The following is a 24890-nucleotide window of genomic DNA, read 5'->3' as shown; positions in this document are numbered from 1 at the left end:
GGTCACTCTCGGCGCGAGGGGTGGAACAGCTCACTGAGCACGCCGCACGGGCCGATCTGCGTGTCACGCTATGCCCGATCCCCAAATTGGTCACCAATTTACCAATGTGGTGAGCGTCGCACTTCTTCGTCATGATCGAACCCTTGACAAAGCGGGTGGCAAGGGATTCCGTACGCGACCGACGGACACCGGCGACGACCCGTCTGGTCTACTGGTGACCGTGACCAGTCAGCCCTCCCACGCCGCCGGCTCCCAGCCCGACCTCGCCCAACTCCTGCGCCCCGTGGTGCGGGAGTCCTCGGTCAGCGAGGTCGCCAAGCGTCTCCTCGATCACCTCTCCGCAGGCAACATCAAGCCGGGCACGCGGCTGCCCGCCGAGCGCCAGCTCGCCGAGGCTCTCGGAGTGGCGCGCTCCAGCGTCCGCGGCGCGCTGTCCGCGCTCGACGTGCTCGGCATCATCGAGATCCGGCCGGGTTCGGGTTCATACGTCCGGGAGGGCACCTCGGAGTTCCTGCCGCGGGCCATCAACTGGGGCCTGATGCTGGGGCAGCGCCGCACCCAGGACCTCGTCGAGGTGCGCACCTACATGGAGGGCGTCTCAGCGCGACTCGCCGCGGAGCGGTCGACGGACGAGGACGTGGCACGCCTGGAGGAGCATCTGCGGCACATGCGGGAGGCGGGCAGCGACGTCAAGGCATTCATCGACGCCGACATCGCCTTCCACCTCGAGTGCGCGACGATCGCCCGCAACACGGTCCTCAGCGACATCCTGCACAGCATCCGTGCGCTGCTCCAGGTATGGATGGAGCGCGTCAGCGACATCGAGGGCACGGTCAGCGGCACGCTGTGCGAGCACGACGCCGTCCTCAAAGCCATCCGCGACCGGGACCCGGAAGCCGCGGACCGCGCGATGGCCGAGCACATGCGGATGGCGAGCGCACGCCTGCGCGAGTCGATGAACCCGGCGGACGCGGAAGGCTCGCACTGAGCTCCTGAACGAGCTGGTCCAGGCCGCGGTAGAGAAACAGTCCTGTCAGCCTGTCATCGACACCGGCCGCGCCCGCATCGGCGCGGCTGTCTGCCGGGCGAACCACATGCCGCTCTTCCACACGGCGATGTATGCCAAGGGCGTCGACCTGTGGAGCCAACCAAGGCCTGAGCGGCTCAGAGCGCGTTGATCGCCGATGGCGCTCGCTCCGCGCGGGCCAAAGCGCGCAGCAACGCTGCTTGACCGTGGCGGCGGGCGGCGAGTCCGGCCAGCAACGTCAGCACGGGCTCAAATGCCGTGGCCGAGAGTTCCGGCGCAGCGATTTTCACGCTGACGGCCAAGTCGTCCATGTGAACCGCGAGCTCCATCATGCGTGTCACAAGGAAGTCGTCGAGGCTCAGAGCCCACCCCGTCTGAGGCATGAACACGACCCCGCCATCCCGAACCACCGGAAGGGCAACCTTCTGTTCGGCAAGTGCCGCGCGGGCGCGCTCCAGCAGCACTTGGGCGCCCTCGGACGCGATGTCCTCGCCCTTCGCCCGGATGCCGGCGTTCACCTCACCGTCGAGTGGGGCATCGATCCACGCGGCGCGGGCGTAGTGCTCGAGAAGCGGGATCGGAGCCTCGGGCGACGTCGGTTCCTGCACGGCCGGAGTCACGCTGAAGACTTGGTACGCGAGATGACCGGCCAAGCCGCCGACAGTCATGCCCGTCAATGCGCTGGCCTTCTCCCAGCAAGAAGCGACTTCCGGCGCACCGAGCAACGTCACCGCCTGAGCCGCGGTATCCAGGTATGCGTCTGTGACACTCATCAGACCCCCATCATCGACCGACCCCAGTATGCAGGCCGGCAACAGGGCGACACAGCCCGTAAGAAGTCGCCCTGACCAGAACCCGCATCCCAGTGACGACTCCCGACAAAAGTGGTGCACTTGACCTGGTCAGAGGTCGGTGTCGCGCACAAGGCCGCCGGGTATCGGGACGCGGTCAGCCACGTAATCGCACGCGATAAACCCGGCGACGTCGGCGGTCATCCCCGGGATACTGGTCGCCCATGGATGAGGTCAAAGTCGTCGTCGCCCATTCCGAGCGCGCGACCCTGCGCGTCGGCGACGTGTTCCTGAAGGTGGACGCCGATCAGGCGCGCATCGACGTCGAGGTCGAGGCGATGTCCCTCGCGCCGGTCCCGACCCCGGAAGTCCTGTGGCGCAAGCCGCCCGTGCTCGCGATCGCCGCGCTCCCGGGGACGACGCTCGGGCGCCTCGGCGGGCCGTCGACCGGGTCGTCGGCGGGGTGGGCCGCGGCGGGCGCCGCCATCAGGAAGCTGCACGACGCGCCGCTGCCGCCCCGGCCCGGCCGGGCCGGCCGGAGCATCGCCGCGCTGGCGGCGGAACTCGACGACGAGTGCGCGTTACTCGTGACGAACGGCCTCCTGCCTGTCGACCTGGTCACCCGCAACCGCCAGGTCGCCGAGGCCGCGCTCCGGCCGTGGACTCCGGCGTTCACGCACGGCGACCTGCAGATCGCGCACGTCTTCGTCGACGGCGGCGAGGTCACGGGCATCATCGACTGGTCCGAGGCGGGCCAGGGTGATGCCCTGTACGACCTCGCCACCTTCACGCTCGGACACGAGGAGCACCTCGACGACGTCGTCGCCGGCTATGGCACCGACGTCGACCTCGACGTGATCCAGGCCTGGTGGTCGTTGCGCAGCCTGCTGGTGGTTCGCTGGCTGATCGAGCACGGCTTCGACCCGTTCGCGCCGGGCTGTGAGGTCGACGTGCTGAGATCCCGGATGTGAGGCTGCGCGGGCCCGAAGACTACGAATGCGTTCTGACGCATCGAGCAGGCCATCCCCTGGGGCGCATCGCCTGCCCTAACGCTCGACACAGTGCGGTGCGCAGTCGTCACCAGCGGATGACGGTACGGCCGAGGGTGACGAACGCGCGGTGGATGTCGTCGCGGATCTCCCAGCGGATGCGCAGGCGGCGGAACCAGTGCAGCAGCGTGATCGCTCCTCCCACGACCCAGCGGTACACGCCAATGCCGGAGCCGCGCCCGGTGCCGCGCCGGGCGAGGTGCGTCGTGATCTGGAACCGGTGGACCTTAGTGGTCATAGCCGCGGTCGGCGTACAGATACCTGGGGCGGCGCAGTGGCCGGCCGCGCCGGCGCTGTACGGGCCGCGGGAACGGACACAGCAGAAATCCGGTCCGGGACAGGACGCAAACCCAGCACCACAGCCAGTGGCGCCAGTTGTGCAAGCCCCGGGACTTTGAAGTCCCGGGTCGCTGTCGGAAAACGCGTCACCCCTTGCCGCGGACGACGGTGACAGGGCAGTGAGCCTGTTGCAGCAGTGCCTGGCTGACCGATCCCAGGAGCAACCCGGTGAAGCCACCCCGCCCCCTGGCCCCGACGACAACGAGCTGGGCGGTCCTGCTCGCCTCGATCAGCGCCTCGTGGGTCACGCCGAGCACCAGTTCGTGCTTGACCGAGACCTGCGGATACTTCTCCTGACGACCCGCGAGCGCCTGAGCCAACAGACGTTCCTCGTTCTCGGCGACTGCGCCCGCCTGGGGCACGTCCGCCAACTGCGGCGGAGCCAGCGGCAGGGGCACGTTGTCCGGCGTCCATGCGTGCAGGGCGACGATTTCAGCACCCCTCAGCGCGGCCTCGGCGAACGCGAAATCGACCGCTTCCTCGCCGGCCCGCGCCCCGTCGACGCCCAGCACGATCGGCCCGGCGGCGTCCGGTTCCCCGCGCACCACCATCACCGGACAGTGGCCGTGGGCAGTCAGGTAGACCGCCGTCGATCCCAGCAGCATCCCGACGAAGCCTCCCCTGCCCCGGGATCCGACGACCACCAGATCCGCATCACGCGACTGAGCCTCCAGCACCGTCAGCGCCTCGCCGGCCACCACGTCATGGGTGATCTCCACCTGAGGCGCCACGCTGGCGGCACGATGCAGCGCCGCGGTCAGCGCGCTCTCGACCTCGTCCGGCAACACTCCCTCGAGTGGGCTAAAGGGCACAGCGGCCATCGGCACGGGCCCGGGCGTGATCACTGGCCAGAGGGCATACACGACTCGAAGCTCGGCACGCCGCCATCGCGCTTCTCGAGCCGCCACCTCCACCGCTGCGAGGCCGGACGGCGAACCATCCACCCCCGCGACGACCAGGTTGCCCACGGCGCCTCCCTTGATTGACTCGGCCTCCTGCTCCCAGCCTGACCCCGCCGACGCGTCCCTGCCACAGGACTGGGCGGCAGCGCATGGCACCCACCGCCCACATTGCGGAATGCGCGACGGCGTCCACACCCAGAGACCACCCGGAACCGCGTCGTCACCACGCGACACGTCGGCAAGGGCCAAGGCAGGCGCCTCCGCCGCCACGGTCCGCCACCTACTCGCCAAGGTCGAAGAGCCCGAGCCGTCTACGCCTGCGTTGGCCGCTCCGGCTTCCGCCCAAAGCCGAGCACCTGCGGTAGGAGCCCGAGGTCCGCGCATGACGGATTGCAGTCGCGACGCCGCAGGACTGAGGTGAAGATGGCACAGGAGCGCGGCCGGCCTCGCACAGGCGGGTCCTCAGTCGCCGCGCCGGACAGGAAGGCCACGGCATGGCAGCAATGCCCAACAAGGTGCCGCGAGGGCCGGAGGGCCCCGGCAGCAGCGAAATCATCACCGGAGCGACCCTGTTCGCCGTGGTGGCCCTGAACGTGAGCGGGCCGCTAAGCATTCTGATGGGCGCATCCGGCATCGCAAACGACACCGTGTTCGCGTCGTCGTCCCGGTACGCCTACCGGTTTGATCTGACCGCGTGGGGCTGGATTCATCTGTGGATCGGCGTGGCCCTCGTCGTCGCCGGCCTAGGGGTTGCGGCCGGCAAGACCTGGGGGCGCGGGGCCGGAATCGCCGTGGCGGCGATCAGCCTGATCACCCAATTCATGTTCATTCCGTACTACCCCGCTTGGGCCATCACCATCATGGCCCTCGATCTCCTCATCGTGTGGTCGCTGACCAGGCTCTCTCCCACAACCAACGCCGGTCGGTGAACCCAGGCGGCTGCATACAGGGCGGGCCCGGGGCGGGTGGTGGTGTGGCGGCGTCGTCCGGGCCATCCTGCATGTGACCAATGGGGCACGATGGTGGTAAGCCGCCATGCCACAGCCTGAGACCGAAAAAATTGCCAGGATGCCGTGAACCGTCGACGCCCGCATCGCTCCCGGTGGACGACCGACCGGGCAGCCCGCCGTCCTGCTGCCGGTCTCGGCTTCACCGTGGTGCGCCTGGCGTCGCTTGCCCTGATTCCCGCAGCCGTCATCGTGGACCTGTTCACCCCGGAAAGCTGGCCGTTCAATCGGTTCCTGGTAGGTCCACCGGCCCTCGCGGCCGCGAAGCGGTCCACGACGCACCCGATCTGCCCACCCTGGCCGCCCGCCTCGAGAAGAGCATCCAGCGCTACTCCGCTCAGAGCGGCGATGTCGAGGAACGCTTCGCCACCGGACTGCTCGCGGAGGTCCCCGAGGACGCCGCCGTCCTTCGCCTCCTCACCTGCGGGCATCCGCCACCGCTGCGTCTCCGCCCTTCAATCTCTCGGCGCTGCTCGGCGACGGAGATCACGTCGACGTCGTCCCGTTCCGCGCCGGGGACAGTCTGTTGCTGTACACGGACGGCGTGAGTGAAGCCCGCAATATCGTTCGTCGTCGTCGCGCGTCGCGACGACGACGTGACGGGACGGACACGCACGGACGGGGGACGGGGGCGGGGGGCGGGGTCGGGGGCGGCGGGGCGACGGTGTCTTCTACCGTTGCTGAGAGCCTCGGTGGCTGTCAGCATTCCGGGCATTGCGGCCCGGAAGGTCCGTCTCATCACTAAAGCGTGAGGGCTTCGGCTTGAGTACGGTCTCTCGTTTCCGTCTGCCGTTGATGCGGCAGGGTTGCGCCACCTGCCCGCCCCGTCCCGGCCGTGTGGCCGGGACGGGTGGCGCGGGTCTTATGGTCGGCTCCACGAGGCTTCGACACCTGGGTGGTGTCCTGGTCTCCGGCCACTCCGGTACCAGTTACTGCGGCTGCCGCGAGGGCTGCGAGGTTGCGGGCCGCATTGTGTCCCGGTCGATGACCAGGCCGCAGGCGTCGCAGTGGTAGGTCCGCAGGTGCAGCGGCAGCTTGGCTTTCGCCGCGCCGCACCCGGAACAGGTCTTCGAGGAGGGGTACCAGCGGTCGGCGACCACGAGGCGGGTGGCGTGGCGCCGGCGGGTCTTGTACTCGAGCTGGCGGCGGATCTCGCCGAACCCGGCGTCGGCGATCCGGCGGGCAAGGCGCCGGTTGCGGAGCATCCCGGCGACGTTGAGGTCTTCGACGACGACGGTGCCGTACTCGGCCGCAATGCTCGTGGTGAGTTTGTGCAGGGCGTCTTCGCGGAGGTTCGCCACCCGGTGGTGGACCTTGTTCCGCTGGGCGTTGGCTTTATCCCACCGCTTCGAGGGCTTGTGCCCGATACGCCGGTCGGGTCCCTGGCGTCGGGAGACGACGCGGGAGGCGTGGCGCAACTGCTTCAACGCAGTGTCCAGGTGCCTCGGATTGGCTACTTCGCGGATCGCTCCGGCACTGTCGGCCATCACCGCGAGGGTCTTCACGCCGAGGTCGATCCCGACCGCCACGCCGGGCCGGGCGACACGCACCAGGTCACGCTTCACCTCTACCTGGAAGGAGACGAACCAGCGCCCGCGCTCGTGCCGGACGGTCGCCGACAGGATCCGGGCCGTCCCGGCCTGAACGCGCGCGAGGAGTTTCACCGTGGGCTCGTGGGTGCGCAGTGTGCCGAGCCGGGGCAGCGTGACGTGCCGGCCGTCGGCGTCGGCACGGATGGTGCCGGTGGTGAACCGGCAGGACAGGCGCGCCTTCCGCTTCGACTTGAAACGCGGGAGTCCCATCGCCCGGCCACGGCGCCGGCCCTGCCTGGACCTGGCGTAGTTGTCGAACGCAGCGGCGGCGTTCGCCAGGCCGGTGTTGTACGCCTCCTTGGAGTTGTCCTGCCACCAGGCGGCAAACCTCGGGTCGGTGTGCTTGACCGCGTTGAACGCCTTGCGCAGCGCGGGCAACGACCACGGCCGCCACTGGGTCAACTGCTCCTGCGGGATGCCGTAGGTGGACTCGGCCTTGCGCTGCCACCACGACGCCTCGATCCAGGCAACCGCCCAGTTGTAGGCGGCCCGTGCCGCACCACAGTGCGAGTGCAGTGCCCGCTCCTGGGCAGCGTTCGGGTCCAGAGCGAACCGGTACGCCTTAACCACGAACCCGGACTGCGGCCGGAACTTCTTCACCCGGCAGCCTCACCGACCGCCACGACCACCGCGCGAGCGGCACGCTTCTTCGCCCCCCGCCGCCCGTACAGGCGCGCACACATCGACGTCAACACCTCGGTGACGTCGCGCACCAGGTCATCGGCGCTCTCGGCGGGGTCAAGGACGACCAGCCGCCGCCCGCTGAGCCCCGAACCCACCTCGGTCACAACCTCCGTGACCGGCAACCCAAGCCCGGTAACTCCTTGGACCACACGCGCGACCTGCCGGTCAAGGTCCGGCTTCTGATCAGCCAAGGACACGCAGCAGTACGCCACCACCCGTCCAGATGCCTCCACGGAAGGGCCGTCGACCAGCCACGTCCCGGACGGTGTCTGGCGCACCGGGACCGGCATACGGCCCTCTTTCGCCCGCGTCCACGCGGTCTGGTAGTGCACACCATTGCGCGCCGCCCACTCGGAAAGCCTCACTCGATCAAAATAACAGCCGAGAAACACTGAGACCTACTGATCTAGCCAGCAGCAGTTGTGAGCCCTCGCCGATCGCATCCGGCCCATCGCAACCGCAGGCCCGCGCACCCTGATCGACCAGCTCGGGGCCGACCTGCTGGCGCCCGAGCGGGTATGTCGGGCCGGCAAGTTCTTCCGTAGGTCCAGCCAGATCGTTCAGCGGCGGTCGTACCGGCGACCGCGCGGCGCCGGAGGAGAACTCCCCTCACCGACTCCACCTTCTCAGGGCCGGCGCGCTCGCAGCAGGCGCCTGACCGTCGACTCCTCACCATCGAGCAGGAGTTGCATCAGCGCCTGCGCGACGTCATCGAACGAGCGACCCGCGTACGCGGTCTCCCGCTTGATAGGTCAGGTCGGCGAAGTCCGCGAGCATGTGAGATGCCTTGGGCTCCAGTTTGATGAAGAGGCGAAACTAGGCGGCTGCCTGGTGGACCACCATCCCTCCGCCGTGCAGATCTGGGCACCCCAGGGCACTGGCCGCACGCAGGAGCGGGCGTCCGGAGCGGGTGATGGTTGACGTCTGCCACCCAAAGGCCCGCATGCAACGCCTGTTGGTCCAGAGGGAGACGAGGGTGGTGTTCGGTGCCGATGGGCGAGGCGTTGACGAGACCGTCGGCCTCTTGCGTCCTGGCCTCCGCTTCCTCCGCCGTGAACCCCTCGGCCCAGTTCGCACCAGCGGCTTCGTTCAGGTCCTTCGCCAGCTCGTGGGCACGGTCGGCACAGGGGTCGGCTATCGACAGGCGTGGGACACCGGGGTCGAGGAACGCGTGGGCGACCGCCGCTTCGGCACCGCCAGCGCCCAGTTGCACCACGTGCCCCGAAGGTCTCCCCGCCCTGGCCCACTTCGCCCGCGACGTCCGGCCTCTGAGGGCTGACCGCCGCGCCGCCTTCTAAGAGATCCTCGCCGCCCAACTCGCCCGGATCGAGGCCGGGATCTCCTGACGTTCCCCCTCTGGCCAACGACACTTGGCGCACCGTTGACTGGCTGTGACACGCATCGGCTACGTGAAGGGACAACGAGGTGCGCGCACGGGGCATCAACTACGACACCGGGTTCCTTCCTGGGGAAGAACTCTCCCGCAAGAGCTTCGTACCTGAGACGGTCCGGCACGACATGGCGGTGATCTCCGGGGATCTCCACTGTGACGCCGTTCGTATCTCCGGGCGAGAGTCTGAACGGCTGAGCATCGCTGCCCGGCACGCCGCAGACGCCGGCCTCGAGGTCTGGTTCGCCCCCTTCCCCGTCGACCTTGCCCCAGACCGGTTGATCCCGTTCTTCGCCGACTGCGCCCGTCGGGCCGAAGCCGTACGGGAGGCCGGCGCCGAGGTGGTGTTCGTTGCGGGCTGCGAGATCAGCGCGTTCTACGGCGGTTTCATCCCGGGTGATACCTACGGCGATCGCCTGGGGGCCATTGCGGCCGCCGACATGGGCTGGTGGTCCTCCCTCGGTCCGGTGCAGGAGCGCCTCAACGATTTCCTCGCCCAGGCCGTCACGACCACCCGCACGCACTTCGGCGGGCGCGTCACGTACGCCTCCGCGCCCTGGGAGTTCGTCGACTGGCGTCCGTTCGACCTCGTCGGCATCGACGCCTACCGGGCCGCCTACAACGCCGACAGTTTCCGGGAGGAGCTGCGTGGGCACCTCGCCCACGGCAAGCCCGTCGCGGTGACCGAGTACGGAACCTGCGCATACCGGGGCGCGGGAGAGCGTGGCGGCATGGCCTGGCAGGTGCCCGACGACGCGGTGGCGGACGAGGACGAGCAGGTGCGCTACTTCACCGAGCTGCTGGACGTCTTCGAGGAGGAAGGCGTGGACACCGCGCTCTGGTTCACCTTCGCCGGTTACAGCAGGCCCGGGGAGCAGGACCTCGGCTCCTACGGCGTCGTCCGGATGCTCGACGAGACCCGCTGGGAACCGAAGGAGGTATTCCACACGATGGCGGCCAGGTACCTCCGTAAATGAAGCGCCAGTGCGGCCGGCTCCTTGGCAGCACCTGCTCCGCATGCAGAAAGCGGCCTTCGAGTGAGCCCTGCCGCGCCCGCCTGCTGTGGCGTCGGTTGCAGCCGGGGGCGGCGGCCCGGCATGGTTCGGGGTGTGGCCACCTTGCTGATCGTCCATCACACGCCGTCGCCCAACTGCCAGGCGCTGTTCGAGGCCGTCGTCTCCGGTGCGACAGCGCCCGAGATCGAGAACGTACAGGTCGTGCGAAGAGCCGCGCTGTCGGCCACGGCGTCGGATGTGCTCGCCGCCGACGGATATGTGGTCGGCACACCGGCGAACCTCGGCTATATGTCCGGCGCCCTCAAGCACTTCTTCGACCAGGTCTACTACCCCTGCCTGGACACGACGCGCGGCCGGCCCTTCGGCTACTACGTACACGGCGGGAACGACGTCACCGGCGCGGTGCGGGGCATCGACTCGATCACGACGGGTCTCGGCTGGCGGCGTGCGGCCGAGACCGTGACCGTCACCGGTGAGCCGAGCAAGGCCGACGTCGAGGCCTGCTGGGAACTCGGGGCCACCATCGCCGCCGGCTTGATGGAGTGAACCGGCCGGCGAGCGGGCGCCCGCCATGGCCCCCTCGACCTGCCTCGGTGATCACAGAGGCAAGGAGCGCGCTTCGACGATGCTCGCCATGACAAGGGTGGAGCTGAGGCGCTGGACACCGGGCAGAGTGGCGAGACGTTCGTCGTAGAGGTGTCGAAATGCCTCCAGGTCGCGAGTCACGACGCGCAGGAGGAAGTCGGGGTCGCCGAAGAGACGCTGGGCCTGGAGGACATTGGGGATGTCGGCGACGGCCTTCTCGAACGCCGCGACGGTTTCACGGTCCTCATAGCGCATGGTGACGAAGACCAGTGACTCGAAGGTCAGGCCGAGAGCAGCGGCGTCGAGCCGGGCGTGGTATCCGGCGATCGCGCCCGAGCGTTCCAGGGCGCGAAGGCGGCGATGGCAGGGAGACACGCTCAGGCGGACCCGCTCGGCGAGTTCGGTGAGGGTGAGACGGCCATCCTGCTGCAGCTCGGCAAGGATTTTCCGATCCACGTAATCCATGGGGAAGATTCTTCCACAGGGTGGCGCCCCCGGAGAAAAGGTTGGAAGCATCTTCCGGGGAAACCCGCCTAGCCTTCCCCTCAGGAAGCCGGGGCCTCGTGCGACCCGGCTGCGGTGAGTGAGGTGAGAACATGGCGATGGCCGGTGTCACGGCGTTCTGGGCGGTGTCGCTGCTGCTGGTACTCGTCCCGGGTGCGGACTGGGCCTACGCGATCTCGGCCGGCCTTCGCCACCGGACGATCGTGCCCGCCGTGGGCGGGCTGCTGGCCGGATATGTGGTGCTGACCCTCGTGGTCGCGGCCGGGGTGGCCGCGCTCGTGTCGCGCTCGCCGCTGGTACTGACGGCGCTGACGGCCGTCGGGGCGGTCTACCTGGTCTGGCTCGGGATCACCACCGTGACCTCCCCCTCGACGCCGCAGGCGACCGAGGATGCGTACACCGCCTCATGGGTGGGGCGGGCGGCCAAGGGCGCGGGCATCAGCGGACTCAACCCGAAGGCACTGCTGCTGTTCCTGGCCCTCCTGCCACAGTTCGTCGCTCGTGGCGCGGGCATGCCGTTCGCAGCTCAGATCGCCGTGCTGGGCCTGGTGCACACAGCCAACTGCGCCGTGGTGTACGTGGGCGTGGGCGCCACCGCGCGCAGAGTTCTGCGGACGCGCCCGGCCGTGGCCACAGCCGTGTCCCGCTGCTCAGGCGCCGCGATGATCGCGATCGGTGCCCTGCTCCTGGCCGAACGGCTCCTCCCCTAGTCCGACGATGCCGGCCTCTCCGGGTCCGGTTCGGCGCCTGATCCGTGAAGGTCTGGTCCGTCGCAGCACTGAGGGAACCTCGGCTCAGTGCCGAGCCCAGAGTGCGTAAGGGCGGCGGCGAGGCCGGCACCGCAGCCTCGCCGCCTCTCAGCGATCAGGCTTCTGCGCGCTTCGGCAGTCGCCAGCCGGCACGGGGAAAGTGGCAGGTGTAGCCGTCGGGGTAGCGCCGCAGGTAGTCCTGGTGCTCGGGTTCGGCCTCCCAGAACGCGCCCGCCGGTACGACCTCTGTCACGACCGGCCCCGGCCAGAGACCGGACGCCTCGACATCGGCGATGGTGTCCTGCGCGACCTGCCGCTGCTTGTCATCGAGGTAGAAGATGGCGGAACGGTAGCTGGCGCCGATGTCGTTGCCCTGGCGGTTCTTCGTGGTCGGGTCGTGGATCTGGAAGAAGTACTCCAGGATCGTGCGGTAGTCGGTGACCGCAGGGTCGAAGGAGATCTCGATCGACTCGGCGTGGTTTCCGTGGCTCCGGTACGTCGGATTGGGCATCTCGTCGCCGCTGTAGCCGACCCGGGTGTCGAGCACCCCGGGGAGCGACCGGATCAGTTCCTGCATGCCCCAGAAGCAGCCGCCCGCCAGCAGCGCCCTCTGTTCGACGTCAGTCATCGCATGCACCTTTCGTTGCGTGTTTCCAACAAGCCTCGCACTTCAATGGCCGCCTGCTGTCACACGAGTGCAGGATTCCGGCCCGCGCAAGGGAAAGGAGCACGCGACCCACGGTCTGGGGAGGGTGGTCGAGCCGCCAAGACGCACGCGGCGACGACACAATGCAGGTGTCCGCGCACACAGGGTGAAACCCGGGCGGCCACGACCCCGAGGTCACGGCAGCCCCTGCTACCGGACCACGACTCAGCGAGGCCCCTCGGTCGGTTGGGCCGGATGGGGCTGGGTGGCCGCGAGGCCGGCGAGGAGTTTGAGACGGTCTTCGGAGGTGGTGCCGGGTTCGGCGGTGCAGAGGGTCAGGTCGTGCACCGTCCGGTTCGTCATCGGCAGGTCCAGGGACTCTGATAACTCAGCTCCAGCTCGCCGACCTCGGGATGCCACAGCCACTTGATGCCGTCGTGACGGATACGCACGTCGTGCGCGGCCCACCGGCTGCGGAACTCGGGACTGAGCGTGGACAGTTCCCCGATGAGCTCGCGCAGAGCCTTGCCATGCGGCTCGCGCCCGGCTTCCGCGCGCAGCAGCCCGCCGGTCGCGACGGCAGCCGCCCCCCAGTCGACGAAGAATTCCTGGGCGCCCGCGTCGAGGAAGGTGTAGCGGGCGATGTTGGGGCGGCCGTGCTTGTCGGTGGTGTCGCTGTCGAACACCGGCGCGTGCAGGGCGCGGGCCGGCGCGTTGTGGGCGATGACGTCCTGGCGGCCGTTACGCACGAAGGCCGAGGACATCGTCATGGAATCCAGCAGCCACTGGATGCGGGGCGGGACCGCGACGTCCTTGCGTCGGGACGGCGTACGGCGTGCGGGCCGTGCCGCGCGGGCCAGGTCGAACAGGTAGGTGCGCTCGTCCTCGTCCAGCCGGAGTGCCTGGGCGACTGCCTCGACCACGTCTTCGGACACGCCGCTGATGTGGCCCTTCGCCTACGACCAGGCCCTCGGCGATCCGCCCGGGCGGCGTGATCAGCCGCGTCGGCGTCCCCCAGTACGAGGAGGCACCGATCGGCTTCGGCAGCCTCTTCCGCCCCAACCTGCGCGTGGCGGGCGGCGCCGCACCCGTCCGCGCCTACATCGAGGAACTGATGCCCGACATCCTCAACGGCACCATCGAACCCGGCAAGGCCTTCGACGCCACCACCAACCTCGACGGTGTCCCGCCGGATACCAGGACATGGCCGACCGCAAGAGCCTCAAGGTCCTCGTCAATCCCTGACTTCCAGGGTCATAGCGGCGAGGGGCGCGGCCGCGCCCCTCGCCGAGGCACAGAACCGCCGGTCCGATTGCCCTGCCCGGGAAGCGTTTTCGGGCGGCACAACCACGGGACGGGAAGTGCCGCCGCCCAGGCAGGCCGAGCTGCCAGCAGCAACGCTACGGCTTGCGGTCAGGCGCCGGTGAGGGTCCGGGAGACGTCCATGAGGCGCCGGGTGTCGGTCGTGTCGAGCACGATCGGCGTGCGCTGCTCGAAGCGGCCGGGCTTGCCCCAGTAGACCGGTGTCTGCCAGTCGTCGCGCCCGACGGCTTCCACGACGTTGTGTGCGGAGGTCTCGACGGAGTCGAAAATGAGAGGCCCGAGGATCTTGGTGCCGGCTCTCATGTACCAGGGCGCGATGCGCATGATGTCGGTCTTGGCGGCACCCGCGTTCACCACCGCGGCGGCGAGGCCGGGTTCGGTGCCGGTGAGGTGAGCGGCGTAGTGGTGATTGCCGAGCTGGACCGCCTTGCGGTCGCGGCCGAAGTTGAAGGCGGTGAACTCCGGGAAGCGGGCGAGGTCAGTGTCGTCGGTCGGCGGGATCGCGGCGGTCATCATGACGACGACCGGTCGCTCGGCTTGGCGCAGCACGGGCAGGAGCAGCTGGGTGAGGTGGTAGCGGCTGAGGTAGTTCACGGCGAAGAAGGGGTGCAGTCCGTCGGTCGTGCGGCTCTCCTGGAGAGTGAGCACTCCGGTGGAGTGCACGAGGGCATCGATCCCGTCGTGCCGGTCGAGAATGCGACGGGCGGCATCGCGGACACCGTCGTGGGTGGACAGGTCCGCGGCGACGAAGGACGCCCGGTCGGCGTGGTTCCCGAAGGAGGCCAGGGCGGCTTCGCCCTTGCGCGGGTCACGTCCCATGAGGACGACGCGGTGGCCGTCGGCGAGGAGATCGCGGGCGGCCTGGAGGCCGATGCCGCTGTTGCCGCCGGCGATGAGGATGGTCTTCATGACGCTCCGGGGAAAGGGGCGGGCGGCCGCCGACTCGATCGCGGTGTGGCCTGGCAACCGCTCGTGGCCGGTGTGGTCAGGCGCCTATGAAGTGTTCGGCCTGCTCACGGGTGGTGTGGAGGTTCCAGTAGTCGAGGGCGATCTCGTCGGGTGCGCGGAAGGGGACACCTTCCGGGGCCTGAGTGCCGATCATGAGGTTGATGGCCACATTGGCCGCGTAAATGCCCTCGTCCGCAAGCGAGTTGTGCAGGTTGACCGCCCAGTTGCGCTGCCCCGCCTGGGCGATGTTGGCGTCGGCGAGCATCGGATACGGATTGATCGCGCCCCCACCGGTGGTGAACAGCAGGGTGCCGGCCCCGGCTTCGAGCATTCCGGGCAGCACCGCCTGCACGGCGGCGACCGCGCCGTAGAGGAGGCTGTCGATCTGCGGGCGCAGGTTGTCGACGGTCACGGCCTTGGGCGATGTCATTGTCAGGCCCGCGTGCGGGGAGAACTCAAGGACATCGATCCGGCCGAAGCGCGCGATGGTGCCCTCCAGCGCGCTGGTGAGCTGGGCGGAGTCGGCGACGTCGGCGGGGAATCCTTCAGCGGTGATCCCGGCCTCCGCGAGCTCGGCGACCAGGGCATCCAGCTTGACCTTGTTGCGTGAGATCAAGGCGACGTCGAAGCCATGGCCTCCGAAGACCTTGGCGATCGAAAGGCCCAGACCCGGGCCGGCTCCGACGATGGCAATGGTGGGCACAAGTACTCCTTAGGGGTGCGGCCCCGCCCGGTCGGCCGGGCGAACACAAGCGATGTGCGGCGCGATCAGTCCCGGTCGGCGGCGGGGGCGGCGCCAGGTGATGGCCAGTCGGTGGGACACGGGGCCTGGAGCGCGCCGAGGATGCGCTGGGACACGGCGCCGAGCTGGCGCTGCTGCGCCTTGGTCAGCGGGTCGAAGATCAGGCGGCGCACCGCGTCGATATGGCCCGGGGCCGCCGCCACAACCTTGTCCATGCCGTCGTCGGTGAGACTGGCCAGGGTGGAGCGGCCGTCGGAAGGGTCAGAGTGGCGGCGTACCCAGCCGCGCTTCTCCAGCCGGCCGACCACGTTCGACAGCCGGGAGAGCGTGCCGCCTGCGTACTGGGCGACCTCGCTCATCCGCAGGGTGCGCTCCGGCGCCATCGACAGCGCGGACATCACCACGTAGTCGAACTGGCTGATGCCCGCGTCCCGCTGCATCTGCGCTTCCAACGCGGCCGGCAGCTGCGTCAGCACGTACGCAAACGCGTTCCAGTGCTGCCGTTCGTCGTCGTCGAGCCAGTGCGGTTCGGTGGTGTCCGATGCGTCTCCCATGCCCCCAACATACTCCAAGCATGAAGTAAAATTCCAATCTGTTTACTCTTAGCTTGAAGCGTCTGCGCGTCGTGATCACTCTTCGCTTGAACCTATTGGATGAACTGGCGAGGACCGGTGAACATCTTCTTGTGGGTCGTCGCGGGTGTACTGGCAGCCGTGTTTCTACTGGCCGGAGCCATGAAGTTCAGCCGCACTCCGAGACAGCCGGCCACCTCCGGACTGGGCTGGGCCGAGGACTTCGGCACCGGACCAGGCGCTCGCCGCAGTAGTCGCCTGGGGGCGCTTCGGGCCGCACGCCTTCCAGCCGCTGGCGCGAGTACCCTTCTGCGAGGACCCGATACTCGCGGCGTCACGGTCGGCGTAGACCTGCGACGAGGACTGCCGTCAACTGGCATGTGTCGTAACGGGAGTCGGTTTCGGCACCGACTGCTGAGCCTGCCTTTGACAGACTTAGCTGGTCAGCCCAGCAGGGCGTTCGTGAACGTCTCGCGGTGGGCGAACTGCCAGGCCTGCATGCGGTCCCAGCGTTCCCAGCCGCCACGATCAGTCAGCGCCCGGACGTAGACCGGGTCACCGCCGGCTACGCGGTCGGCTACGAAGTCCCGGCAGGTCTGGGTGGCCTGTTCGATGACGCCGGGGAGTTCGGCGCGATCCTGCAGGGAGAGGCCGTAGCTGTCGGCGAGGATCCGAAGCCGAGCGGGGGCGTCCAAGCCCTCCGGATAGACGGTGGCGGCAGATGCGGGATCGAGCATCGGGACCCAGTAGCGGGCAGTCATGGCGACGTCCCACAGAGGGCGTCCCGGGGCCGCCATGTCGAAATCGATCAGGGCAAATGCCAGGCCGTCGCGGAAGACGACGTTGTCCGGGCAGACGTCGTTGTGGCACAGCATCGTTCCCCCCGCCGGGTCGGCCAGGTCCCGGGCCCACCCGTCACCGATGCCGATCGAGATGGCCGCGCTGGCGTCGTGCAGGCGTCGCAGCAGGCTGCCCACCGATCTCAGTGCCGTCTCTGTCATCACCCAGCGCGGAAACGGCGGTAGGGCGACATCGCCAGGGATGAAGGTCAACTGCTCGCGGCCGTCCGCAGTGAGGCGGACCGGCGTCGGAGCAGCGTCAAAGCCCTGCTCTTTCAGCGCGAGGAGGTGAACGTGCAAGGCGCGCGCGGCGCGCGGCGCTGGGCGTTCCACCAGAGCACCCCGGCGAAAGACTGCTCCCGCGTTCGCCATGCCGCCGACGAGCAATTCCGCGTTGGCCGGCTCCTCCTCAGCCATCATGCCTACCACGCTACCGGCAGGCAGGCCTTGGCGGACCGGTCTCGGTCTGTGGCTCGAACTTCGGTGCCGACACGGGGTGTTCGACGAACTTGTGCGCCTCTCCTCGTGATCGCGGTGTACCGGGCCGGTGAGCGCAATCGCCGCAGCGCCGACGCCCGGGGCGGCGGGCCGGATCTGTCCGCAGCTGTCGGGGATCCGAGGTGCCGGCCGTTCGGAGAGGGTCAGTGCGGCCGGGGGCGGAAGCGGCGCAGCCAGTCCTGGGTGTGGGTGATGTGCGCTCCCGCGGCGAGCGCGGCGGCCATGGGGTCGCGTGCCGTGATCGCCGCCGCGATGGCCCGGTGGCCCTTGGCGCTGTCCCGGCGGACCTCCTCGATCGAGTAGATGTCGTAGTGGCTGCCGCGCGAGCGGAACACCTCGACCAGTGCGGCCAGCGACTCGTTTCCGCCCGCGTCGCAGATCCGCTGGTGGAAGCGGGCGTCCAGGTCGCTCAGTGCGGTGTGGTCGGTCTCGCGCTCCATGGCTGCGAGCAACTCGGACAGCTCGGAGTCGAGTTCGGGAGTGGCACGTGCTGCGGCCTGCCCGGCCGCGTGGGACTCCAGGACGCGGCGGATCTCGACGAGTTCGAGGAGGCCGTCCAGCGGGACCAGGTCAACGGTGGCGGCGAAGCCTCGCATCATCTGGGCCGGGCGCAATTGGGAGACATAGGTGCCGGAGCCGTGCCGGGCCTGGAGCACGCCGAGCGCCTCGAGCTCGCGGACCGCCTCGCGCAGTGAGCCGCGGGAGGCTCCGAGCTGATCGCAGAGCGCGGGTTCCGCGGGCAGCTTCTGGCCGGGCGTCAGCTCGCCTGAGGCGATGAGCGCCCGGAGTTGGGCCACTACATCCTGTTTGGCAGTCATCCGCTCCCCCGTTTCTCTGCGTCGCGCAGCCTATCGTTCCAAAGTCATCGTATGACTCTGTGCCATATCCATTCCGTCGCCCGTATCTGTGCTGCTATTTTCCCACTGCCCCATGAACTCATCGGACAACTTTGAGGGAGCCTCGTTATGCCTCAGGCCGATCTCCGTGCCCTCGCACCCGATCCGGTTCTCCGGCCGGACGGTCTCCCGGCACTGGACGACTGGTCACTCGACCCAGCGGTACGCCACCTCAATCACGGGTCCTTCGGTGCGGTGCCGTCGGCGACCGGGACGTGGCAGCAGGCGCTGCGCGAGGAGGCCGAGCGCGACCCGGTCGCGTGGTTCCGCCACCTGCCTGCACGTGTGGCGCAGGCCCGGTGCGCCATCGCCGACTGGCTGCACGCACCGCGAGAGGCGACGGCGCTGGCCCCCAACGCGAGCGCGGGCGTCACGGCCGTGCTGTCCTCGCTGACGCTGCGCGCGGGTGAGCGGATCGTGGTCACCGACCACGCCTACGGCGCCGTCGACATGGCGGTGCGGCGGCATGCGGCACGGGCCGGCGCCCAGGTCGACACCGTGCACATCCCGCTGGCCGCGGACGCCGAGCAGTGCGCGGCGCTGATGCGCGCGGCAGTGGACTCGCACGACCGTACGGCCCTGGTCGTGGTGGACCACATCACCTCCGCCACCGCCCGGCTGATGCCGGTTCAGCAGATCGCGGCGGACTGCCGCGAGCGAGGCATCGCGCTGCTGATCGACGGCGCGCACGCACCCGGCATGCTCGCCGAGCCGCTGTCCGGCCTTCAGGGGACGTACTGGGTCGGGAACCTGCACAAATGGCCGTGCGCCCCGCGCGGTACAGCAGCCCTGGTCGCTCAGCCTGCCGATCCCGCCGATCGGCAGCGGCTGTTCCCGCCGATCGACTCCTGGGGCGCCCCGAACGACTACCCGCAGCGCTTCGACCAGCAAGGCACACTGGACCTGTCCGCCTGGCTGGCCGCCCCCCATGCGCTGGACTTCGTCGAGGACCGCTACGGCTGGGACGCGGCACGGACCCATATCTCCACTCTGGCCGACTACGCCCAGCAGTACGTGGCGGAACGCTGGGGTGTCAGCCTCGACGGGCTCCCGCCTGAACCAGCTCCCGCCATGCGGCTGGTACCGCTCCCCGACAGCATCGCCGCCGACGAGGCCGCCGCACACGCCCTGCAGCACGCCATCGCCGACCGCCACGCCTGCGCCACGTCCGTCACCACCTGGCGCGGCCGCGGGTTCCTCCGCCTGTCGGCCCACCTGTACAACACCCCCGCCGACTACCAGGACTTCGCCGACCGCTGCGACGTGCTCCACATCTGACGCCCCCCGACCGTGCACCACCTCACCCCCACAGGGACGCCATGACGCGCAGAAAGACGATCGAAGCCACCATCGCCGAAGCCGGCGCCGGGACCACCCGGCTCACCCGCGCACTCGGCCCGCTCCAGATGACACTGATGGGTATCGGCGTCACCGTGGGAGCCGGAATCTTCGTCCTCACCGGCACCGCCGCCGCCCGCTACGCAGGGCCGGGCATCGTGCTGTCCTACGTGCTCGGCGCCGTGGCAACCTTTCTGGTCGCGCTGTGCTACACCGAGTTCGCCAGTACGGTCCCGGTCGCGGGCAGCGCATACACCTATGCCTACGTCTCACTCGGCGAACTCGTCGCCTGGATCATCGGCTGGGATCTGATCCTGGACATGACCATGGGTGCCGGAGCGGTGGCCACCGGCTGGTCCCAGTACTTCACCGACTTCCTGGGCACCTTCGGGGTGCACCTGCCATCAGCCATCGCCGGGCCGAACGCGACCGTGAACGTTCCCGCGGTGCTCGTCATACTCGTCCTCACCGCGATCCTGGCCTCGGGCATCCGCACCACCGCGCGGATAAACATGGCCATGACGCTGGTGAAACTGGCAGCCGTGGCCCTGTTCCTGGTCATCGGAGTGCAGCACCTCAATGCCGCGAACTGGTCGCCGTTCATTCCGGCCGCCAAGTCCGCCGCCGAGAGCGGAGGGTTCTGGCAGGAGCCGGTCCTGAGCAGGCTGGGCCTCGGGTTGAACGCCAGCTTCGGCGCGGCGGGCGTACTCACGGGCGGGGCCATCATCTTCGGCGCCTATTCCGGCTTCGACATCATGGCGTCCGGCGCGGAGGAGGCCCGCGACCCGCGCCGCACCATGCCCCGCGCGCTGAGCGCCACGGTCGCGGTGTGCGCGCTGCTCTACGTGGCCGTCGCGCTGGTGGTCACGGGGATGCAGAACTACACGAAGCTCGACAACGCCGCGCCCATCACCGGTGCGCTGCAGGCGGTGGGCGCGCATTGGGCGACCCGGATCATCGGGCTGGGCGCGATCTGCGGACTCACCACCGTCGTCATGATCATGATGCTGGGGCAGTCCCGGGTCTTCCTGGCCATGAGCCGCGACCGACTGCTTCCGGAATGGTTCGCGCACGTGCACCCGACCACCCGCAGCCCTCGCCGGATCGTCTGGCCCCTGGGTATCGCGGTGGCGCTCATGACCGCGCTGCTTCCCATCAACGACCTTGCCGAGCTGGGCAATATCGGGATGCTCTTCTCCTTCATCATCGTCTGCCTGGGCGTCCTACGCCTCCGGCGCACCCAACCCTCCTTGGTCCGAGGCTTCCGCACCCCCTGGGTACCGTTCGTCCCCGTTCTGGGCACCGTGCTCTGCGTGGTCCTGATCCTCAGCCTTCCGACGATCACGTGGGCCCGGTTCCTGGCCTGGATGGCCGCCGGTCTGGCCATCTATTTCCTCTGGGGCCGCCACAACAGCCGCTTCGCCACCGGCGAGAAGGAGTCGACGTCAGGCTTGGACGCGGAACTCAGTCCCGACCGGTCGGGCCGCGTGTGAGCCCTGCAACGCGGCGCCGGCCAAAAGGCGCCAGGTCTGTGCCGGTCGATAAAGCGGTCGCGCCGGTCCTGGCGTGACAGTGAGGCGAGGGACAGTGCGCAGCGGTTCGGGCGCCGAGGAGCGGCCGAAGGCCGACGGCACTGTCCCTCGCCGTTCTCGAGCCGCTCCGTGCTGGACGGCGCGACACGGCCCCGGGACTGGGCTGCGAGGGGGTGGGCCGCTCAAGGGACTGAGCCGCGCCAATTCCGTGTGACAGGACCTGTCCTGAGCCCTTCCAGACATGTCTGCCCTGCCAGTGGTGAGCCGGCCTGCCGACCAGTCGCCAAGCCTGCCCGGCTGAGCGGCACAGCACGGCACGGCCACGGAGGGCACACCGGGCGCGCCGCGCCGCCGGCCCTCGCGCGATCAGGCCGGGCCGAGCCGACAAGCACCCTCGCGCCGGAGCCTTGCGGATGCCCTGGCGCCCCCCAGCGCTCAGAATCCGGGAGGCCGCGCAAGAGCTGTGGCCCTCCTCACGACCTTCCCCTCTGCATGTCTCTGGCCTCACCCCCAGGTCGTTGTTATCGTTAACATGCGTCAAGGGCGCGCTCCCCACCCGGAGCACCCGACCCGCGCTGCTGCGACAACCCCTCTGGAGAGCCACCATGACCCGCCCCTACGACCGCAACCCCCGCTATTCCGCAGTCGACGGGACTGTGTTGCGCGGCTGGTCCGCCGCTGCCGCCGCGCTGCCCGCCGGTGAGCTGATCCTCGCCGTCGACGGCCCGGCCGCCCTGGACTGGGCGACCGCGGCCCGCGATCTCGCCACCGCGTTCAGCGCGCAGGGCCGCACCGCGCACCTCCTCGACCTGCGCACCCACGAGGCGGACTGGGACACGGTCCTGGAGCGCACCGGCGACGCCCCCGGCGCCCCTGACACCGACCGCTACTACCTGCCGCTGTCCCAGTCCCCGCTCTGCGACCTCTACAGCGAGCTGCCGCGGGCCGAGCGCCCCGCCGACGGCGTGCTGATCGTCCACGGCCCCGGCGCCGCCCTCGTCGGGCACGACGTGCTCTGGTACGCCGACCTGCCCAAGCGGTACGCGGAGGCGGCGATCGCCGCGGCCGAGCTGCCGGTCGGCGTGAACCTCGGCCGCCACCGTGAACCCGGCGACCTCCGCCGCCTGTTCTACGCGGACTGGCCGATGACGGACGCCCACCGCGACGCCCTCGCACCCCGCGTCGACCGCTGGCTCGACCTCCAGGACCCCGCCGCCCCCGCCTCGATCGACGGCACGGCGCTGCGCGCCACCCTCGCCGAGCTGGCACGCGGACCGGTCCGCACCCGCCCGTACTTCAACTCCACGCCCTGGGGCGGTCAGTGGGCCGTGCGCGAACTCGGCTTCGAGCCCGAGGGCGGAAACACCGCGCTCGGCTACGAGCTGATCGCACCCGAGGCCGGTGTGCTCGTCGGCGACGACGCCGACGCGCAGGTGGAGCTCCCCTTCCAGCTCCTGTGCGTCCTGCACCCGGAAGAGTTCCTCGGCCGGGAGGTGCACGCTCGGTTCGGCACCTCGTTCCCGATCCGCTACGACTACCTGGACACCGTCGAGGGCGGCAACCTCTCGCTCCACCTGCACCCGCGCGAGGAGTACATGCGCGGCCACTTCGGCTGGCCGTACACCCAGCACGAGACGTACTACGTCACCGCCCACGAGGGCGACGACCCCCGCGTCCACCTCGGCCTCCAGCAGGACGCCGACCTCGCGCTGATGCGCAAGCAGGTCGAGGCCGCCATCGAGCGCGGTGAGGAGATGGACGTCGAGCGCTTCGTGCAGTCGCACCCCTCCGAGGACGGCCGCCTCTACATGATCCCGGCGGGCACGCCGCACGCGTCCGGCACGGGCAACGTCGTCCTGGAAATCAGCGCCACGCCCTACCTGTACTCGCTGCGGTTCTACGACTGGCTCCGCAAGGACGCCGCCGGCAACTCCCGCCCGCTGCCGTACGAGCACGGCTTCGCCAACCTCGACGCCCGCCGGCAGGGCACGGACGTGACCCGCGACCTCATCCAGGACCCGCGCACCCTTCGCGAGGGCACCGGCTGGCGCGAGGAGGTCATCGGGCAGCTCAACGAGATGTTCTACGAGGTCAGGCGCCTGACCGTCGAGCCCGGCTCCGACGGCGCGAGCGACGACACCGAGGGCAGGTTCCACATCCTCAACGTGTCGGCGGGCGCGGGCGTGGTCATCGAGACGGCCGACGGCCGCACGCACGACCTGGCCTTCGCGGAGACGCTGACCGTGCCGGCGGCGGTCGGCGCGTACCGGGTCCGCCCGCTCGGTGACCGCCCTGTACACGTGGTCAAGTCGCTCGTCAGCTGACCGCACCCACAACTGGTGGGCAGGGTTCCGCCCCAGTCACCTCGCCCACTCATGTTAACGATAACCAAACGGACCTCCGCTCAACCGGTCCGCCCGTCCCCCTTCCCCCTTGCCCAGGACAGCGCCTCAACGTCGAGGCGCGGAAAGAGGCAGTGCCATGAGCCGTACCACCGTCCCCACCCGGCCACGGGCCGCGGATCCCTCCCCGACCACGGGCCGTTCCGTGGTCACCATCGCCGTCGTCAGCGCCCTGGGCGGGCTCCTGTTCGGCTACGACACCGGCATCATCTCCGGCGCCCTGCCGACCATCGCCGACGACTTCTCGCTCGGTGACGGTGGCCAGCAGATCGTCACCAGCGCGATCATCGTCGGCGCGATCGTCGGCGCCGTCCTGTCGGGCCGGATCGCCGAACACCTCGGCCGCCGCAAGGCCGTGCTGTGGTCCGCCGGCATCTTCGGCGTCGGCGCCCTGGCGGCCGCCGTCGCACCGGAGACGTGGACGCTGTGCCTGGCGCGGCTCGTACTCGGCCTGGCCGTCGGCCTCGCCTCGCAGGCCGTCCCGCTGTACGTCGCCGAGATCGCACCGCCCGCCAAGCGCGGTGGGCTCGTCGTCGCCTTCCAGCTCGCCGTCACGCTCGGCATCCTGGCCGCCTACCTCGCTGGCTACGCCCTCGACGAGAACTGGCGCTGGATGTTCGGCCTCGGCCTGGTGCCCGCTCTCGTCCTCCTCGCAGGCATGGCCGCGCTCCCGGAGAGCCCGCGCTGGCTGTTCACGCACCGCGGTCCGGAGGCGGCGCGCGCCGTTCTCGACCAGGTCAGGTCCGACCCTGCCGCCGTCGACACCGAGCTGAGCGAGCTGGCGGCCACCGCTCACGAGAAGGGCGAGCGCGGGCTGCGCGCCCTGCGGGCCCGCTGGCTGCGCCCGGCTCTGATCGCGGGCATCGGTCTCGCCGTGGCCTCGCAGATCACCGGCATCAACGCGATCATCTACTACGCCCCCACCATCCTCGGCGACTCCGGTTTCGGCCGGTCCTCCGCGATGCTCACGACGGTCGGCGTCGGTGTCGTGAACTTCCTGATGGTGGCGCTCGGCATCTGGCTCGTCGACCGGATCGGCCGCCGCAAGCTCCTGCTCGTACTGCTGCCGGGGGCGGTCGTCTGCCTCGCCGTGATGGCCGCGGTGTTCATGGGCGGTCACGCCCCTCAGGGCGGCGCCCGCTGGCTCGTGGTCGCCTGCATCCTCGGCTACATCGCCTGCAACGGAGGCAGCCTCTCGGTCGTGGTCTGGCTCGCGGGACCCGAGATGTTCCCGTGGAAGGTGCGGGCCGTCGCGGTCGGCGTCTCCACCTTCGCCGTGTGGTTCGTCGACCTGATCGTGTCCCTCACCACCCTGTCGCTCACCAGCGCGCTCGGCGTCTCGGGCACGTTCTGGCTGTTCACCCTCATGAACCTGGTCGCGTTCCTGTTCACCTTCCGCTACGTGCCCGAGACCCGCGGGCGCAGCCTGGAGGAGATCGAGGGCGCCCTGCGTTCGGGCACGTTCCGCGCCATGCGCTGACCGGCCCGAACCCAGGATCCTGTACGGAGAAGGAAACGA

Annotated in this window: 26 protein-coding genes and 1 pseudogene; 13 read left to right on the top strand and 14 right to left on the bottom strand. The window is 69.5% G+C overall.

Features of this window, described 5'->3' with window-relative positions:
- Positions 1–214 precede the first annotated feature (214 nt).
- Entirely contained in the window at positions 215–988 is a 774-nt protein-coding gene (locus OG758_RS44290; RefSeq protein WP_326715081.1) for a FadR/GntR family transcriptional regulator, read from the top strand.
- Between the two features lie 4 nt (positions 989–992).
- Entirely contained in the window at positions 993–1178 is a 186-nt protein-coding gene (locus OG758_RS44285; protein ID WP_326716238.1) for a nitrilase-related carbon-nitrogen hydrolase, read from the top strand.
- On the opposite strand, the gene OG758_RS44280 is transcribed toward OG758_RS44285, so the two are convergent.
- Positions 1165–1800 (bottom strand): maleylpyruvate isomerase N-terminal domain-containing protein, encoded by a 636-nt coding sequence (locus OG758_RS44280; RefSeq protein WP_326715080.1) that lies wholly within the window; start codon positions 1798–1800, stop codon positions 1165–1167. The two genes, OG758_RS44285 and OG758_RS44280, sit on opposite strands and share 14 nt — an antisense overlap.
- Positions 1801–2042: 242 nt before the next feature.
- On the opposite strand from OG758_RS44280, the gene OG758_RS44275 reads away from it, so the two are divergent.
- A complete protein-coding gene (locus OG758_RS44275; protein ID WP_326715079.1) occupies positions 2043–2789 on the top strand; it encodes a phosphotransferase family protein in 747 nt (248 codons plus the stop codon).
- A gap of 106 nt (positions 2790–2895) precedes the next feature.
- Here OG758_RS44275 and OG758_RS44270 read toward each other — a convergent pair whose 3' ends face one another.
- Complete coding sequence (locus tag OG758_RS44270) at positions 2896–3105, bottom strand: hypothetical protein (protein WP_326715078.1); 210 nt, start codon at positions 3103–3105, stop codon at positions 2896–2898.
- A gap of 187 nt (positions 3106–3292) precedes the next feature.
- Positions 3293–4174: a universal stress protein gene (locus OG758_RS44265; RefSeq protein WP_326715077.1), complete on the bottom strand. Its 882-nt coding sequence runs from the start codon at positions 4172–4174 to the stop codon at positions 3293–3295.
- A gap of 428 nt (positions 4175–4602) precedes the next feature.
- On the opposite strand from OG758_RS44265, the gene OG758_RS44260 reads away from it, so the two are divergent.
- On the top strand, positions 4603–5037 hold the full coding sequence (locus tag OG758_RS44260; protein WP_326715076.1) for a DUF7144 family membrane protein: 435 nt from the start codon (positions 4603–4605) through the stop codon (positions 5035–5037).
- Between the two features lie 80 nt (positions 5038–5117).
- Positions 5118–5663: a SpoIIE family protein phosphatase gene (locus OG758_RS44255; RefSeq protein WP_326715075.1), complete on the top strand. Its 546-nt coding sequence runs from the start codon at positions 5118–5120 to the stop codon at positions 5661–5663.
- A 381-nt stretch (positions 5664–6044) separates the two neighbouring features.
- On the opposite strand, the gene tnpB is transcribed toward OG758_RS44255, so the two are convergent.
- Together tnpB and OG758_RS44245 are read right to left on the bottom strand one after the other, a co-directional pair.
- Positions 6045–7307 carry an IS607 family element RNA-guided endonuclease TnpB gene (gene tnpB / locus OG758_RS44250; protein ID WP_326715074.1) on the bottom strand — a complete coding sequence of 421 codons (1263 nt, stop codon included), beginning with the start codon at positions 7305–7307 and terminating at the stop codon, positions 6045–6047.
- Positions 7304–7756: an IS607 family transposase gene (locus tag OG758_RS44245; RefSeq protein WP_326715073.1), complete on the bottom strand. Its 453-nt coding sequence runs from the start codon at positions 7754–7756 to the stop codon at positions 7304–7306. Before OG758_RS44245 ends, tnpB begins: the two co-directional genes overlap by 4 nt.
- An 855-nt stretch (positions 7757–8611) precedes the next feature.
- Here OG758_RS44245 and OG758_RS44240 point away from each other — a divergent pair.
- The 3 genes and pseudogenes from OG758_RS44240 to OG758_RS44230 all read left to right on the top strand — a co-directional run.
- Positions 8612–8689 (top strand): annotated as a pseudogene (locus OG758_RS44240) (TetR/AcrR family transcriptional regulator); the annotation flags it as partial.
- Positions 8690–8816: 127 nt separating this feature from the next.
- Positions 8817–9758, top strand: a complete 942-nt coding sequence (locus tag OG758_RS44235) for a hypothetical protein (RefSeq protein ID WP_326715072.1) — start codon at positions 8817–8819, stop codon at positions 9756–9758.
- Between the two features lie 132 nt (positions 9759–9890).
- Positions 9891–10343, top strand: a complete 453-nt coding sequence (locus OG758_RS44230) for a flavodoxin family protein (protein ID WP_326715071.1) — start codon at positions 9891–9893, stop codon at positions 10341–10343.
- A 51-nt stretch (positions 10344–10394) separates the two neighbouring features.
- Here the strand turns inward: OG758_RS44230 and OG758_RS44225 are convergent, their stop codons facing one another.
- Positions 10395–10847 carry an Lrp/AsnC family transcriptional regulator gene (locus OG758_RS44225; RefSeq protein WP_326715070.1) on the bottom strand — a complete coding sequence of 151 codons (453 nt, stop codon included), beginning with the start codon at positions 10845–10847 and terminating at the stop codon, positions 10395–10397.
- A gap of 137 nt (positions 10848–10984) precedes the next feature.
- Between OG758_RS44225 and OG758_RS44220 the strand changes: the two genes are divergently transcribed.
- The gene (locus tag OG758_RS44220; protein ID WP_442810437.1) at positions 10985–11596 is read left to right on the top strand and encodes a LysE family translocator; all 612 of its coding nucleotides are present in this window, start codon (positions 10985–10987) and stop codon (positions 11594–11596) included.
- Positions 11597–11750: 154 nt separating this feature from the next.
- Here the strand turns inward: OG758_RS44220 and msrA are convergent, their stop codons facing one another.
- The 8 genes from msrA to OG758_RS44180 form a co-directional block, all read right to left on the bottom strand.
- Positions 11751–12263 carry a peptide-methionine (S)-S-oxide reductase MsrA gene (gene msrA / locus OG758_RS44215; protein WP_326715068.1) on the bottom strand — a complete coding sequence of 171 codons (513 nt, stop codon included), beginning with the start codon at positions 12261–12263 and terminating at the stop codon, positions 11751–11753.
- A gap of 243 nt (positions 12264–12506) precedes the next feature.
- Positions 12507–12644 (bottom strand): hypothetical protein, encoded by a 138-nt coding sequence (locus OG758_RS44210; RefSeq protein ID WP_326715067.1) that lies wholly within the window; start codon positions 12642–12644, stop codon positions 12507–12509.
- Positions 12641–13216 carry an MmyB family transcriptional regulator gene (locus OG758_RS44205; RefSeq protein ID WP_326715066.1) on the bottom strand — a complete coding sequence of 192 codons (576 nt, stop codon included), beginning with the start codon at positions 13214–13216 and terminating at the stop codon, positions 12641–12643. Before OG758_RS44205 ends, OG758_RS44210 begins: the two co-directional genes overlap by 4 nt.
- Before the next feature lie 478 nt (positions 13217–13694).
- Positions 13695–14513, bottom strand: a complete 819-nt coding sequence (locus tag OG758_RS44200; RefSeq protein ID WP_326715065.1) for an SDR family NAD(P)-dependent oxidoreductase — start codon at positions 14511–14513, stop codon at positions 13695–13697.
- 76 nt (positions 14514–14589) lie between these two features.
- A complete protein-coding gene (locus OG758_RS44195; protein ID WP_326715064.1) occupies positions 14590–15255 on the bottom strand; it encodes an SDR family NAD(P)-dependent oxidoreductase in 666 nt (221 codons plus the stop codon).
- Positions 15256–15320: 65 nt separating this feature from the next.
- Positions 15321–15848, bottom strand: coding sequence for a MarR family winged helix-turn-helix transcriptional regulator (locus OG758_RS44190; protein WP_326715063.1), 528 nt, complete (start codon positions 15846–15848; stop codon positions 15321–15323).
- 461 nt (positions 15849–16309) lie between these two features.
- Positions 16310–17125 carry a phosphotransferase gene (locus OG758_RS44185; RefSeq protein WP_326715062.1) on the bottom strand — a complete coding sequence of 272 codons (816 nt, stop codon included), beginning with the start codon at positions 17123–17125 and terminating at the stop codon, positions 16310–16312.
- A gap of 221 nt (positions 17126–17346) precedes the next feature.
- On the bottom strand, positions 17347–18021 hold the full coding sequence (locus OG758_RS44180) for a FadR/GntR family transcriptional regulator (RefSeq protein WP_326715061.1): 675 nt from the start codon (positions 18019–18021) through the stop codon (positions 17347–17349).
- A 147-nt stretch (positions 18022–18168) separates the two neighbouring features.
- Between OG758_RS44180 and OG758_RS44175 the strand changes: the two genes are divergently transcribed.
- The 4 genes from OG758_RS44175 (at position 18169) to OG758_RS44160 (ending at position 24851) form a co-directional block, all read left to right on the top strand.
- On the top strand, positions 18169–19377 hold the full coding sequence (locus tag OG758_RS44175; RefSeq protein ID WP_326715060.1) for an aminotransferase class V-fold PLP-dependent enzyme: 1209 nt from the start codon (positions 18169–18171) through the stop codon (positions 19375–19377).
- Between the two features lie 41 nt (positions 19378–19418).
- Positions 19419–20930 (top strand): amino acid permease, encoded by a 1512-nt coding sequence (locus OG758_RS44170; RefSeq protein ID WP_326715059.1) that lies wholly within the window; start codon positions 19419–19421, stop codon positions 20928–20930.
- Positions 20931–21574: 644 nt separating this feature from the next.
- Positions 21575–23293 carry a class I mannose-6-phosphate isomerase gene (locus tag OG758_RS44165; RefSeq protein WP_326715058.1) on the top strand — a complete coding sequence of 573 codons (1719 nt, stop codon included), beginning with the start codon at positions 21575–21577 and terminating at the stop codon, positions 23291–23293.
- A gap of 157 nt (positions 23294–23450) precedes the next feature.
- Entirely contained in the window at positions 23451–24851 is a 1401-nt protein-coding gene (locus OG758_RS44160; RefSeq protein ID WP_326715057.1) for a sugar porter family MFS transporter, read from the top strand.
- The last annotated feature ends 39 nt before the right edge of the window (positions 24852–24890 follow it).

The organism is Streptomyces sp. NBC_01474, from assembly GCF_035918215.1.
Classification (GTDB): domain Bacteria; phylum Actinomycetota; class Actinomycetes; order Streptomycetales; family Streptomycetaceae; genus Streptomyces; species Streptomyces aureus.
The sequence above is the reverse complement of the archived record's forward strand: the minus strand, read 5'-3'. Positions and strand labels throughout refer to the sequence as shown.

Excerpts from the sequence above, each read along its gene's own strand:
- OG758_RS44280 (WP_326715080.1), bottom strand. The coding sequence starts at position 1,800 with ATGAGTGTCACAGACGCATACCTGGATACCGCGGCTCAGGCGGTGACG.
- OG758_RS44275 (WP_326715079.1), top strand. The coding sequence starts at position 2,043 with ATGGATGAGGTCAAAGTCGTCGTCGCCCATTCCGAGCGCGCGACCCTG.
- OG758_RS44270 (WP_326715078.1), bottom strand. The coding sequence starts at position 3,105 with ATGACCACTAAGGTCCACCGGTTCCAGATCACGACGCACCTCGCCCGG.
- OG758_RS44260 (WP_326715076.1), top strand. The coding sequence starts at position 4,603 with ATGGCAGCAATGCCCAACAAGGTGCCGCGAGGGCCGGAGGGCCCCGGC.
- OG758_RS44255 (WP_326715075.1), top strand. The coding sequence starts at position 5,118 with ATGGGGCACGATGGTGGTAAGCCGCCATGCCACAGCCTGAGACCGAAA.
- OG758_RS44225 (WP_326715070.1), bottom strand. The coding sequence starts at position 10,847 with ATGGATTACGTGGATCGGAAAATCCTTGCCGAGCTGCAGCAGGATGGC.
- OG758_RS44220 (WP_442810437.1), top strand. The coding sequence starts at position 10,985 with ATGGCCGGTGTCACGGCGTTCTGGGCGGTGTCGCTGCTGCTGGTACTC.
- msrA (WP_326715068.1), bottom strand. The coding sequence starts at position 12,263 with ATGACTGACGTCGAACAGAGGGCGCTGCTGGCGGGCGGCTGCTTCTGG.
- OG758_RS44210 (WP_326715067.1), bottom strand. The coding sequence starts at position 12,644 with ATGACGAACCGGACGGTGCACGACCTGACCCTCTGCACCGCCGAACCC.
- OG758_RS44200 (WP_326715065.1), bottom strand. The coding sequence starts at position 14,513 with ATGAAGACCATCCTCATCGCCGGCGGCAACAGCGGCATCGGCCTCCAG.
- OG758_RS44190 (WP_326715063.1), bottom strand. The coding sequence starts at position 15,848 with ATGGGAGACGCATCGGACACCACCGAACCGCACTGGCTCGACGACGAC.
- OG758_RS44185 (WP_326715062.1), bottom strand. The coding sequence starts at position 17,125 with ATGATGGCTGAGGAGGAGCCGGCCAACGCGGAATTGCTCGTCGGCGGC.
- OG758_RS44180 (WP_326715061.1), bottom strand. The coding sequence starts at position 18,021 with ATGACTGCCAAACAGGATGTAGTGGCCCAACTCCGGGCGCTCATCGCC.
- OG758_RS44175 (WP_326715060.1), top strand. The coding sequence starts at position 18,169 with ATGCCTCAGGCCGATCTCCGTGCCCTCGCACCCGATCCGGTTCTCCGG.
- OG758_RS44170 (WP_326715059.1), top strand. The coding sequence starts at position 19,419 with ATGACGCGCAGAAAGACGATCGAAGCCACCATCGCCGAAGCCGGCGCC.
- OG758_RS44165 (WP_326715058.1), top strand. The coding sequence starts at position 21,575 with ATGACCCGCCCCTACGACCGCAACCCCCGCTATTCCGCAGTCGACGGG.
- OG758_RS44160 (WP_326715057.1), top strand. The coding sequence starts at position 23,451 with ATGAGCCGTACCACCGTCCCCACCCGGCCACGGGCCGCGGATCCCTCC.